12 protein-coding genes are annotated in these 11890 nt (G+C 52.5%); all 12 read left to right on the top strand.

Going from position 1 to position 11890, the window contains the following annotated elements; all coding sequences use genetic code 11:
- Positions 1–102 precede the first annotated feature (102 nt).
- The 12 genes from QU667_RS09635 (at position 103) to QU667_RS09580 (ending at position 11873) form a co-directional block, all read left to right on the top strand.
- Positions 103–759, top strand: a complete 657-nt coding sequence (locus tag QU667_RS09635) for an acetyltransferase (RefSeq protein WP_304986961.1) — start codon at positions 103–105, stop codon at positions 757–759.
- A gap of 22 nt (positions 760–781) precedes the next feature.
- Positions 782–1273 carry an ApeI family dehydratase gene (locus tag QU667_RS09630; protein ID WP_304986960.1) on the top strand — a complete coding sequence of 164 codons (492 nt, stop codon included), beginning with the start codon at positions 782–784 and terminating at the stop codon, positions 1271–1273.
- A complete protein-coding gene (locus QU667_RS09625) occupies positions 1260–2051 on the top strand; it encodes an SDR family NAD(P)-dependent oxidoreductase (RefSeq protein ID WP_304986959.1) in 792 nt (263 codons plus the stop codon). Before QU667_RS09630 ends, QU667_RS09625 begins: the two co-directional genes overlap by 14 nt.
- Positions 2052–2133: 82 nt before the next feature.
- Positions 2134–3054, top strand: a complete 921-nt coding sequence (locus QU667_RS09620) for an N-acetylneuraminate synthase family protein (RefSeq protein ID WP_304986958.1) — start codon at positions 2134–2136, stop codon at positions 3052–3054.
- A 15-nt stretch (positions 3055–3069) separates the two neighbouring features.
- Entirely contained in the window at positions 3070–4146 is a 1077-nt protein-coding gene (locus tag QU667_RS09615) for a LuxE/PaaK family acyltransferase (RefSeq protein WP_304986957.1), read from the top strand.
- On the top strand, positions 4130–5326 hold the full coding sequence (locus QU667_RS09610) for an acyl-CoA reductase (RefSeq protein ID WP_304986956.1): 1197 nt from the start codon (positions 4130–4132) through the stop codon (positions 5324–5326). Before QU667_RS09615 ends, QU667_RS09610 begins: the two co-directional genes overlap by 17 nt.
- A 24-nt stretch (positions 5327–5350) precedes the next feature.
- Positions 5351–5590 (top strand): acyl carrier protein, encoded by a 240-nt coding sequence (locus QU667_RS09605; protein ID WP_304986955.1) that lies wholly within the window; start codon positions 5351–5353, stop codon positions 5588–5590.
- 11 nt (positions 5591–5601) lie between these two features.
- Positions 5602–7014, top strand: a complete 1413-nt coding sequence (locus QU667_RS09600) for an AMP-binding protein (RefSeq protein ID WP_304986954.1) — start codon at positions 5602–5604, stop codon at positions 7012–7014.
- Positions 7004–8083: a LuxE/PaaK family acyltransferase gene (locus QU667_RS09595; protein WP_304986953.1), complete on the top strand. Its 1080-nt coding sequence runs from the start codon at positions 7004–7006 to the stop codon at positions 8081–8083. Before QU667_RS09600 ends, QU667_RS09595 begins: the two co-directional genes overlap by 11 nt.
- A complete protein-coding gene (locus tag QU667_RS09590; protein ID WP_304988445.1) occupies positions 8067–9266 on the top strand; it encodes an acyl-CoA reductase in 1200 nt (399 codons plus the stop codon). Before QU667_RS09595 ends, QU667_RS09590 begins: the two co-directional genes overlap by 17 nt.
- A gap of 18 nt (positions 9267–9284) precedes the next feature.
- Positions 9285–10241, top strand: a complete 957-nt coding sequence (locus tag QU667_RS09585; RefSeq protein ID WP_304986952.1) for a CatB-related O-acetyltransferase — start codon at positions 9285–9287, stop codon at positions 10239–10241.
- Positions 10242–10256: 15 nt separating this feature from the next.
- Positions 10257–11873 carry a glycosyltransferase gene (locus QU667_RS09580; RefSeq protein ID WP_304986951.1) on the top strand — a complete coding sequence of 539 codons (1617 nt, stop codon included), beginning with the start codon at positions 10257–10259 and terminating at the stop codon, positions 11871–11873.
- Positions 11874–11890 lie beyond the last annotated feature (17 nt).

The raw sequence follows: 11890 nt of genomic DNA, 5'->3' as shown, positions 1-11890 counted from the left end.
TACACGAATGGTGTGTCCTAATGGTATATAGAGTTGTGCGAGGGGCTGTCGCACGATCGGACAGGCATCTACAATTCCTATAGGTTTGCGAGTGATTCATAGATGATTTTATTTATATATGGAGCAAGCGGTGCTGCCATTGAGATCTATGACTTGGCAGAGCGCGTGAATGCAGTATCCCACAGGTATTCGAAAATTTACCTCATTGATGACTTTGAAGAAGAAGTGTCGTATTATGGGACGGAACGGATTCACTTTTCTTCGTGTGAAACGATCGCACAGGAAGAATTTGAATTTGTTATTGCCGTCGGTGAACCTGCGGCGCGTGCTTTTCTGCTGAAACGCATTGAGGAAAGCGGCTATAAGTTGGCAACCCTCGTTGACCCTTCTGCCATAGTTTCACCTACAGCGCAGATTGCACCGGGGTGTATCGTCAATGCGCATTCCATCGTATCATCCAATGCTGTCTTAGAAGAAAATTGCTTTTTGGGCTTCCATGTGGTCGTCGGACATGATGCACATCTGAAAAAGAATACCGTTGTATGTCCGATGGCAACGGTCGGCGGCGGCTCTACCGTCGGTGAAAATACGTTTATCGGTCTGAACTCCTCGATGAAGGAACGCACAAATTTAGGAGATAACGTCATTGTCGGAATGGGCTCTATGGTTTTCAGATCAGTGGAGGATGGATGTACTGTTCTTGGGAATCCTGCCAGAGTAACAAAGGGCAATGACGAGCATAGGGTTTTTCGGGACTAGATGGAAGTGAGGTTATATCGGTATGTCAGAAGAAAAAATCTTATCATTCGATAGTGATGAACTCCAGAAATACGAGCCAAATCGCTATCCGTTTCTTTATATTGATCGGGTAACGGAGTGTGTGCCTGGGAAATATGCCAAGGGATATAAAAATCTGACGAATAATGAGTGGTTTTTCCCCATACATTATCCGGGGAAGCCTCTTGTGCCCGGTGCCGTTCAGATGGAAGCACTGTGTCAAATGCTGACGATTGCACTCAATACGATGGATGGGGTCGAGGATATCAATATTGAAGGTGTAGAATGTAAAGTCAAATTCATTAAAAAAATCCGCCCTGGGGATCGACTGGACATTGTTGCAGAAGTAAAATCGTATACGAGAGGAATCGGGAAAGGTGTGTCCAGAGGCTATGTGGATGGTGAGCTTGCTTGTGAGGCAGAAGTGACACTTTTGATTCCCTCTGTATTTTACAAATATCGACCGAAGAGAGTGGAAAAAAATGCTGAACGGTAAAATTGCGGTCATCACAGGTGCGAATCGGGGCATCGGGGGGGCAACGGTACAAAAATTTGCCGAACATCACGCCTGCATTTGGGCTTGCGCAAGACGGCAGACGGAAGAATTTGAAAAAAAAATTAAGACATTATCGGAGCAGTATGCAACGGAAATTTACCCGTTCTATTTTGATGTCGCAGATGCAGACGCGGTAAAAAAAGCCATCAAAACCATCGGAGACAAACAAAAGCGCATTGACATTCTGGTGAATAATGCGGGAATCTCCGTGGAACAATTATTCCCGATGACCGCAATCAAAACGATTGAAGACTGTATGCACACAAATTTTATGTCACAGGTGCAGTTGGCTCAGCTTGTATCACGGTATATGATGAGAAATAAGGCGGGGGCGATCATCAATGTAGCCTCGGTCGCCGGGATGGAGGCGGAGGAAGGCGGGCTCGCGTACGGCAGCAGCAAAGCTGCGGTGCTTTTTTCGACGCAGACGATGGCACTCGAACTCGGGAAGTATGGCATCAGGGTGAATGCGGTTTCTCCCGGGTTTATTGATACGGATATGTGGCACGCGCGCAGCGATGCGCTCAAGGAGAAAATACTTCAAGAGACCCCATTGAAACGGCAGGGGGCTCCGGAAGAGGTTGCAAATGCCATTTTGTTCTTGGCATCGGATATGGCATCGTTCGTTACCGGGCAAAATATTGTAGTTGATGGAGGACGAAAATCTCAAGCATTGGGGGTGACGATGAAACTGGATTTAAGCGAAGGAGGCCTGTGAAATGTACTTGGATAAAGCGTGCCCGTATATTGTGGCTGAGCTGAATTCCAGCCACAGGGGAAAGGTTGAAGTCGCAAAAAAAATGATCGATGCGGCGAAGGCGTGTGGCTGCGATGCGGTCAAATTCCAGTCATGGACGGAGACTTCTCTCTACAGCAAGACATATTACACAAAGAACCCGATCGCGCGGCGCATGGTGAAGGGCTTTGCGCTTTTGCCGGAGGCGCTCGTGGAACTGTCCTCCTATTGCAGGGAGAGCGGCATTGATTTCGCATCCACACCTTATTCCCGCAGTGAGGTTGATCTCCTGGTTGATGCGTGTGACGTTCCGTATATCAAGATCGCATCCATGGACATCAACAACATCCCTTTTTTGGAGTATATTGCAGGCCGCATGGTTCCGATTGTACTCTCTACGGGGATGGCAACGCTTGATGAAATCAGGGCGGCTGTTCGTGCGATTGAGGGCAGAGGCAATCATCAGATCTGTATTCTCCATTGTGTTTCACTGTATCCCGTGGCGCATGAACATATTCATCTGAATAATATGCGTATGCTGAAAGCGGAGTTCCCGGAATGCAGCGTCGGATATTCGGATCATACCATGGGAAGTGAAGCCGCGTGTGCCGCAACGGCACTTGGCGCGGTGATGATCGAAAAGCATTTTACCCTCGACAGCAGTGTGATCGGCTGGGATAATCAGATGGCGACCGAGCCGGAACAAATGGAGAAGTTGGTGCGGGAATGTCGAAACGTCGCGGCGGCGCTGGGGTCTTATGAACGAAGTGTGACGGAAGAGGAGCTTGCACAGCGGGGAAAGATGCGAAGGAGCATTGTTGCCGCGAAGCACATTCCTGCAGGGCAGGTGCTTTCGATGGAGGATCTTGACGCAAAACGGCCGGGGGACGGGATACCTCCCAATGAGTTTGCCCGTGTGATTGGCAAGAAAGTGAAACGCGATATGGAAGCCGATGAGATGCTTCTGCCGGATGATCTGGAATAGTGCAGGGATGGAGATATGCTAGAAGTCTTTCACGAGCTTGCCCCGTATGCATTACCGAAAGCTGAAAAGGAAAAGCTTTTATTGTCTGCCATGCGGAAATTGACCGAATGGCATCGGCATCGCTGCGTTCCGTACCAAAGGTATTTGGATGCCATCGGCTATGATCCGGCTGGTGTCAAAACACTGGAGAACGTGCCGTTTCTTCCCATTCGTGCATTCAAAGAGTTGCAGATGAAGAGCATCCCGGATGACGATGTTTTCAAGGTGATGATGTCATCGGGAACAAGCGGTCAAAAACAGTCGAGGATTTATCTGGATCGGGAAACAGCTGTTTTACAGCAAAAGGTACTGCTCCGACTGCTGGGGGATTTTATCGGGAATCGTAGGCTGCCGATGCTCGTGATTGATTCGGATGCGGTGATTAGGGATCGACGAAACTTTACCACGAGAGGTGCAACGATCATGGGGTTGGAGTTTGCCGCCAGACGTATGATTTTTGCACTGGATGAACAGATGCAGCTCAAGGAAGATGTGCTGGATGACTTTATTCAAGCCTACGGAGCCGAGCCATTCATCATTTTTGGATTCACCTTTATGGTTTGGCAGCATCTTTTCCGGCGATTAAAACAAGCGGGCAGAACTGCCGATTTGTCGAACGGTTATCTGCTTACAGCAGGCGGTTGGAAAAAGTTAGTCAATCTGAAAATCTCCAATGAAGATTTCAAGAACATGGGACAGGCTGTCTGTGGAATAAAACATTATGTGGATCACTATGGAATGGCAGAGCAGACGGGCTGCATCTATGCGGAGTGCGAATACGGGCATCTTCATGCCAGCATCTACTCGGATGTAATCATACGTCGATATCGTGATTTTTCGCCTTGTGCCATGGGCGAGAAGGGCTTTATTCAGCTCCTCTCTACGCTGCCGCATTCGTACCCGGGGCACTCGATTCTCACGGAGGATGAAGGTATCATCGAGGGGGAGGATGACTGCCCGTGCGGAAGAAAAGGGAAATACATCCGTATCCTAGGCAGGGTGGAGCAGGCGGAAATAAGGGGGTGCAGCGATACCTATGGAGCACGTATATAGGGACATCGACTTTTTGGTCGGAAATATGGATGTCCTCTGCAATATGGAAAAGACGCGGGCACTGCCGATGTTTTCAGAAGATGTCGTATCCTTTCTGGGTAGATTATCCGAGGTGCTGCTTCGTGATCCCCGAGCGAAGGCATATGGGGACATCGCTGCCTTTGCTTTTTGGCTTCGCAAGGCGTCCATAAAAAAAGAGGCCGCCAAATATGAAGCTTCTGGCAGAAGAATTGGCTGGGGGATGGCGTTCCATATCGCGCCGTCGAATATTCCCGTGCAGTTTGCAGTTTCCCTTGTCTATGCATTGACCGCCGGCAATGCGTCTGTGATCCGTGTATCCGATAAGCAGTTTGAGCAGGTGGATCTCCTGTGTGAGACGATCAACACACTATTGCAGGAGGAGTTTCAGAAACTGCATCCATATATCTGCATTGTTCGATATGCACATGACAACGCGGCGACGCACGTGCTGTCATCACTCTGTGATCTCAGAATGATATGGGGCGGCGATAAAACAATCGAAGATATAAAAAGAAACACCACACAATCCCGATGCGTGGAGTTGGGGTTTGCGGATCGGTATTCGATTGCAGTCATTGACGCGGATACGTATTTGCAGAAGGAACCACAGATCGTTGCGCGCGATTTTTATCTCGATACCTACTATTCTGATCAGAACGCTTGCAGCTCAACGCGGCTGGTTCTATGGACAGGAAATTGCATCGATCAGGCAAAAAAACTTTTTTGGGAGAGTCTTCAAGAAAAAGTACATCAAGGGTATCAACTGAGCGATATCAGCGGGTCGGAAAAACTGCTGCAGACGGCAGTGCTTGCGGCTGCCTGTCCCGGCATCAAGGAGATTCGGCAGAATAATGCGTTGGTGCGGATCGAGTTGCCGGAACTGTACGAGGATGTGATGGATTATAAAGGGAATTGTGGGTACTTTCTCGAATATAGTTTAGGGAACTTGGATGAACTGGCGTGCATTCTTGGCAAGCGGTGCCAGACCGTTACGTATCTGGGGGATCATCTGCATGATAAAATCAAGGAGATCATCTTCCAACAGGGGCTGCGAGGGGGGGATCGCATCGTTCCCATGGGACACAGCCTTGATCTGTCCTTTGTTTGGGACGGCTATGATATGCCGTTGACACTTTCCAGAAAGATCAACAATCAATAACGTATACAGAGAGGGAGCAATATCATGACGAATTTGGAGAAGTACACGCAGATATTTTCTGACAGCCTTGGCGTTTCCAAGGACGATGTGGAGGGACTCACATATCAGTCCATCAGTGCATGGGATTCGGTCGGACACATGGAATTGGTGGCTGCCATCGAGGATGCCTTTGATATCATGATGGATACCGATGATATCATCGACTTTAATTCTTTTGAACGGGGGAAAGAGATCCTGTCGAAGAATTACAACATCACATTTTAAGAGGCTGTGCCGTGTTTTTTGATCTGAAATCTTTTGCCGAGACGCCCGCACTCCTTATGGAAAATGAAGTGTGGGCATACAACAAGTTGTTTGATATATCGGAAAAGATTGCGGGGATGGTACCAACGCGCTCGTTGGTTTTTTTGGTGTGCAGCAATACGCCTGCATCCATTGCGGCATATGTGGGCTTTATCAACCATGGGATTGTTCCCGTTATGGTCGATAAGGATTTGGATGAGGAATTGTTTCAGAACCTTTTAGAGAAGTATTTACCGACCTATATTTTTGCGGAGGAAGCGCATTTCGACTTTTTGGATCGTTATACGCAGACTTTACACATAGCGGGTAGTGTCCTTTACGATCTTGCGGAGCAGCATCCCTTTCCCCTGCATGACGATCTCGCACTCCTCATGACGACATCGGGCTCGACGGGCAGCCCGAAGCTGGTGCGGCAGAGCTATGATAATCTCAAGGCAAATACAGCGTCCATTGTGAAGTATTTGGATCTTCACGAAGATGAACGTGCTGTGACGAATTTGCCGCTTCACTATGTCTATGGGCTTTCTGTTCTCAATACACACCTTGCGGTCGACGCGTCGGTTGTTGTGACGGACAAAACACTCTTTGACCGCAGTTTTTGGCAGCTTATGCGGGAAAAAAAAGTTACAAATCTTTCCGGTGTTCCCTATACCTATGCGATGCTGAAGCGGCTCCGCTTCTTCCGTATGGATCTCCCCGCGCTCCGCACGCTGACGCAGGCGGGCGGCAAGCTCGACCCTGAACTTCATGCGCAGTTTGCAGAGTTTGCCGCTCGGGAGGGCAAGTCGTTTGTCGTGATGTACGGTGCGGCAGAAGCAACGGCACGCATGGGGTATCTGCCGCCGCAGGATGCCCTTGAAAAGGTCGGGGCGATGGGCGTTGCGATCCCGGGCGGCAGGTTCGCGCTCATCGACGAGGTGGGCGCGGAGATCACGGCGGTGGATACCGTCGGCGAGCTGGTCTACTATGGCGCAAATGTTACGCTCGGCTATGCGGAGGGCGGTGCGGATCTCGCTCGGGGCGACGAGCGTCATGGCCGCTATGAGACGGGCGATCTCGCCCGCCGCGATGCGGATGGGTACTATACCATCGTCGGTCGCAAGCGGCGCTTTTTGAAGATGTTCGGCAAGCGGACGAATTTGCAGGAGGTTGAGCATATCCTGCGCCGGCAGTTTGGTGAGGTCGAGGTCGCGTGTGCGGGCGTTGACGATCACCTCCATATCTTTGTGACGCAGGAGGCGCTTGTTCCCGCGATTGTGCCGTTTTTGAGCGCAAAGCTCGGCCTGCACCATACGGCGCTCACGGCGAAGTATATCGCGGAGATCCCGAAGAATGCTTCGGGCAAGACGGTCTATCGCGCATTGGAGCAGTATTATGACGTATGAGGATGTGCTTGCCCTGCCGCCGTTCGGCGTGGGGCGCACGGACAAACAGGCGCTCCTGTGCGGGGGGCTGCTGCGCCTGACGGAGCACCACAGGGCGCACTGTGCGCCCTATGCGCGGATGATGGAGGCGGTCGGCTTTTCTGCTGCGGATGTTCGCTCGGTGGAGGATGTTCCGTTTTTGCCTGTGCGCCTCTTCAAGGAGATGGAGCTGCGGAGTGTGGCGGAGGAGGATGTGTTCAAGACGATGACCTCGTCGGGGACAACGGGGCAGCAGGTATCACGTATTTTCCTCGACCGCAAAACAGCGGCGAACCAGCAGAAAACTCTTGTGCGTATCGTTTCCGCATGGACGGGAAAAAGCCGTATGCCGATGCTTATCATCGACTGCCCTTCGGTGGTCAAGAACCGTGCGATGTTCTCGGCACGCGGGGCGGGGATCCTCGGTTTTTCGATTTTCGGGCGCAAGAAGCTCTACGCGTTGAATGATGCGATGGAGCTGCAGCTCGATGCCGTTCGCGCATTTCTCGCAGAGCACGCGGGGCGGCGCATTTTGATCTTCGGCTTTACCTTTATGGTGTGGCAGCATTTTTACAAGTCTTTGCGGGCGGCGGGGGAACGGCTTGATCTCTCGAATGCCATATTGATTCATGGTGGCGGCTGGAAAAGGCTCGCCTCCGAGGCGGTTACGCCTGCGGCGTTTCGCGCTGCACTGCGTACGGTCTGCGGCGATCTTGATGTTGCGGACTACTACGGCATGGTGGAACAGACGGGCTGCATCCATCTCGAATGCGCGGAGGGACATCTCCACACAAGCACGTACGCCGACATCATTGTGCGCCGGCCGTTTGACTTTTCGTCTGCGGATTTCGGCGAGCGCGGCATCATCGAGGTGGTCTCGCTCCTGCCGGAGTCGTACCCGGGACACGCGCTCCTAACGGAGGACGAGGGCGTTCTGCTCGGTGAGGACGACTGCCCATGCGGACGTAAAGGGAAGTATTTCAAGGTGCTCGGCAGGCTGAAAGAGGCGGAACTGAGGGGGTGCAGCGATGCCTATGCGGCAGCGTTTTGAGGGTGTGGACTATGTGCTCGGCAGCGCAGAAAGCGAGGCGCAGATGGCGGACGTGCGCCCGCTTCCGATTTTTTCGGAGGCGGCGTGTGCGTTCCTCTCCGCACTCTCGGCACGGATTCTTGCGGATACGGCGGCAAGGGCGTACCCCGATGTTGTAACACTCGGCTTTTGGTGCCGTCCCGCCGCGCTTCGCCAAATGCAGCGCGTCTATGAGGCGGAGAAAAAGAGGATTGGGCGCGGCATTGTCTTTCACATTGCACCCTCGAATGTGGCGGTGAACTTTGCCTACTCATGTCTTGCGGCATTTCTCGCGGGAAACGCGAGCATTGTGCGTCTGCCGTCAAAGGCCTTCCCGCAGGTCGATGTTCTCTGTCGGATTTTCGCGGAAACGCTGGTGGACTTTCCTGCACTCCTGCCGTACTTCCTCTTTGTCCGTTACGGGCACGCGCAGGAGGTGAACGAACACTATTCACGTATGTGTCAGACCCGTGTCATATGGGGCGGCGATGCGACGATTGAAGAGATACGCCGCTCGCCCCTTGCTCCGCGTGCGCATGAAATCACGTTTGCCGACCGTCATTCGCTCGCCGTTCTTGACGCCGATGCCTATCTTGTGGCAGCGGACAAGGAGCGCATTACACAGGACTTTTACAACGATACCTATCTTAGCGACCAAAATGCCTGTACCGCGCCACATTTTATTATCTGGCTCGGTGCAGCAGAGAAGGTAAAGGCGGCGCAGGAGGTGTTTTGGAGCACCCTGCATACGCTTGTGAAGGATCGCTACACGCTGCAAGGTGTTCAGGCGGTGGATAAGCTGACGCAGCTCTATCGGCTTGGTGCGTGCTTTGAGGCGCGGCAGGTTCCGATGGAGGACAACCTTATTACGCGCGTCTGTGTGGCAAAGCTGACGGAGGAACTTGCTGCCTACAAGGCGGGAAGCGGTTTCTTTATCGAATATCGGGCGCAGGAACTTGCAGAGATACGACCGCTGTGCGGTATTTCGTGCCAGACGCTTTCGTATTATGGCGTGGAGCGGGACAGCCTCTTGCGGGAGGTGCTTGCCATGCGCCCTGCCGGCGTGGATCGCATTGTACCCATGGGACGTACGATGGACTTTGCGCTCGTCTGGGACGGTGTTGATCTCATTCGGACGATGAGCCGTGTGATCTGGGCGGTTTGAACGGAGGGGGATATGCCCATGTGTACGAAGGTACTCGTCGTTCTCGGCGGCGACTTGGACGAGGAGCTTATTCCTCGTTATCGGCGTGCGGAGCAGGAGGGGACGCTTTCGATTGTCGGTTATGCGAGATGTACGGAACGGGGGCTTTCCGTCGAGGGCGTGAGGGGAGAGGTGGAAATTCATCGCGTCCTGCTTTCCTGCTCGAAGCTCTTTCCGATGATTGCGTATCTGCGGCGCTGTGCACCCGAGATTCCGCGTGCAGCGCTGCTTGATGGGCGTATTTTTCGGATGCCGGGGCTGGACGTGCCGCGCCTCTTTGCGGAAAATGTCGGCTATGCGCCGCTTCAAGCGGAACTTACGGATCGGGAAGAGGCGTTTTTGGATGTGACGCGGGCAGAGATTCCGCGCGTCTGGTCGTATGGTTCACGTACGGTCTCGGTCGGCGTAAAGAGTTATTTTGGCGGACGCATCGAATGGGGCTATCGCGGCGGCGTGCAGGAGGTGCGCATCGGGAATTACACGTCCTTTGGCCCGCACGTTGTCCTTGAGGTCGGCTTGAACAATCAGCATGACTACCGCCGCATCACTACTTATGATCCGGGGTGTATGGATTTTGATGCGGAGGATTGGTGTTCCTCTCTGGGGTATAAGAGTTATGCGGGGGGGGTACATATCGGTTCGGATGTTTGGATCGGACGCGGCAGTCGCCTGAAGGCAGCGGGCGACAGCGGCATTCTGACGGTCGGGGACGGTGCGGTGATCGCGGCGGACAGTGTCGTTGTGAAGGATGTACCGCCCTACGCCATCGTGGGCGGCAATCCCGCACAGATCATCAAGTACCGTTTTCCTCCCGAGATGATTGAATCCCTCCTGCATCTGCGCTGGTGGGACTGGCCGCTGGAAAAGATACATGAGCACCTGGATGTTATGAACGATCCGGCTGCGTTTTTGCAAAGACATGGACTTTGGCGATAGAAGGGAACGTTGCGTATGAATGACAGGAAAATCGCAGTCATTGCCCAGTGCGATGCAGGTGGAGGCTCTGCCATACGCCCGTATCTCGATGCGATTGATGTGCCGCAGGGCTATGCGGTGGAGCTGATCGAGATACCGTCCGGTGGGAATGTCGCAGCCGCCTATCAGCGTGCGATGGAAGGGAGTGACGCGAAGTATAAAGTTTATCTCGCGGCGGGGAGCATCCTCTTGCGGCTGAATTTCTTTGCGGAGATGCTGCGCGTATTTGCGGATCCCGCAATCGGCATTATGGGGCTCGTCGGTACGGCGCAGCTCTCGACATCGGGGGTGTTTGCAGAGTCGCCATCGATCTGCGGAAAGCTTTTATATATGGATGATACCGGCTTCCACGGAGATGATATTGCGGACGATGTGGAGGATGTCATGGCGGTGAGCAGTGATCTCATCGCCACGCAGTACGATATTCCTTGGCGCAGTGATCTTTTCCATGGCGATTGTTTTTTTGCGGAAGCGCAGTGCATCGAATTCCGGAAGAGGGGCTATCGTACAGTTGTGCCCAGACAGGAAGAGGCGTGGCTGCTTGCGGGCAAGAAGGAATTTCAGTATAATCAAACGAGCCGTGAGGTGTTTCTCGATACGTATTCCAAGGACATCTATCCGCTCGTCTCGGTCATTATTCCAACGTTTGAGCGCCCGCACTATTTCCGCCTTGCACTTGAGAGCGTGCTTGCACAGACCTATCGCAATCTGGACATTTTCATTACGGACAACTCGCACAATACGGAGACGGCGGACATGATGCGGCGGGATTTTTCGGATGACCCGCGCATTCACTACGAACACCATCCCTCCTACGGGGCGTTTGAGAACTGGGCGCGCGCCCGCAGTTATGACAACGCGGATGCACGCTATGTCAACTGGCTGATGGACGATGATCTCTTTATGCCGGATAAGATCGCGGTCATGATGGACGCGTTCTTTGCACACCCCGACATTAGTTTTGTTACATCGTATCGGGAACTTATCGATGCGGATGGAAATAAGCTGCCGGATATTCCTGTAACAAGCCCCATTGCTCAGGAGGTTACGAAATTCAGCGGCGAGACAATTGGAGCGAATATTCTTGCACATCTGACTAATTTTGTCGGTGAACCGACCACGGCACTGCTCAAAAAGAAATTTATGTTGGATGGGCATGATCTGGGCTTTTCGGGCCGAGAGGGCAAATATCTCATATCAGATTTTCCCACGTGGCTGCGTCTGCTCAGTCAAGGAAATATGGTGTATTTTCCACAGCCGCTGAGCAAGTTCCGTGTTCATGACGGGAATGAACAGCGATCGCTGCCCTGCCGCATTCGTTGTATCATTTGTTGGGCGCTGGTCATTCGAGAGGCAATGAAACGCAATATCTACCTCCATGATTCAGATACACGTCGAAAGGCTGTTACGGGCTGGTTGAGGATGGCAAGTGAATTTCTTCGGATAGCCACAATGACGCCCAATCTTTGGGACGATGCGGAATTTCGTGATCTGCTGTGCGTTTTTGCAGGGATGTCGGAGGCTCTCCGCAACGATTGCCGCATTGCGTTCGATATTGACACAACGCTCGTATTGCATATGGATGAGGGCTGATAATCTATGCAGCGGGG

The sequence above is a fragment of the Selenomonas dianae genome (genome assembly GCF_030644225.1).
Classification (GTDB): Bacteria; Bacillota; Negativicutes; order Selenomonadales; family Selenomonadaceae; genus Centipeda; species Centipeda dianae.
The sequence above is the reverse complement of the archived record's forward strand: the minus strand, read 5'-3'. Positions and strand labels throughout refer to the sequence as shown.

Bases quoted from the DNA above. Each gene is read 5' to 3' on its own strand.
- QU667_RS09635 (WP_304986961.1), top strand. From the start codon at position 103: ATGATTTTATTTATATATGGAGCAAGCGGTGCTGCCATTGAGATCTAT.
- QU667_RS09630 (WP_304986960.1), top strand. From the start codon at position 782: ATGTCAGAAGAAAAAATCTTATCATTCGATAGTGATGAACTCCAGAAA.
- QU667_RS09625 (WP_304986959.1), top strand. From the start codon at position 1,260: ATGCTGAACGGTAAAATTGCGGTCATCACAGGTGCGAATCGGGGCATC.
- QU667_RS09620 (WP_304986958.1), top strand. From the start codon at position 2,134: ATGATCGATGCGGCGAAGGCGTGTGGCTGCGATGCGGTCAAATTCCAG.
- QU667_RS09615 (WP_304986957.1), top strand. From the start codon at position 3,070: ATGCTAGAAGTCTTTCACGAGCTTGCCCCGTATGCATTACCGAAAGCT.
- QU667_RS09610 (WP_304986956.1), top strand. From the start codon at position 4,130: ATGGAGCACGTATATAGGGACATCGACTTTTTGGTCGGAAATATGGAT.
- QU667_RS09605 (WP_304986955.1), top strand. From the start codon at position 5,351: ATGACGAATTTGGAGAAGTACACGCAGATATTTTCTGACAGCCTTGGC.
- QU667_RS09595 (WP_304986953.1), top strand. From the start codon at position 7,004: ATGACGTATGAGGATGTGCTTGCCCTGCCGCCGTTCGGCGTGGGGCGC.
- QU667_RS09590 (WP_304988445.1), top strand. From the start codon at position 8,067: ATGCGGCAGCGTTTTGAGGGTGTGGACTATGTGCTCGGCAGCGCAGAA.
- QU667_RS09585 (WP_304986952.1), top strand. From the start codon at position 9,285: ATGTGTACGAAGGTACTCGTCGTTCTCGGCGGCGACTTGGACGAGGAG.
- QU667_RS09580 (WP_304986951.1), top strand. From the start codon at position 10,257: ATGAATGACAGGAAAATCGCAGTCATTGCCCAGTGCGATGCAGGTGGA.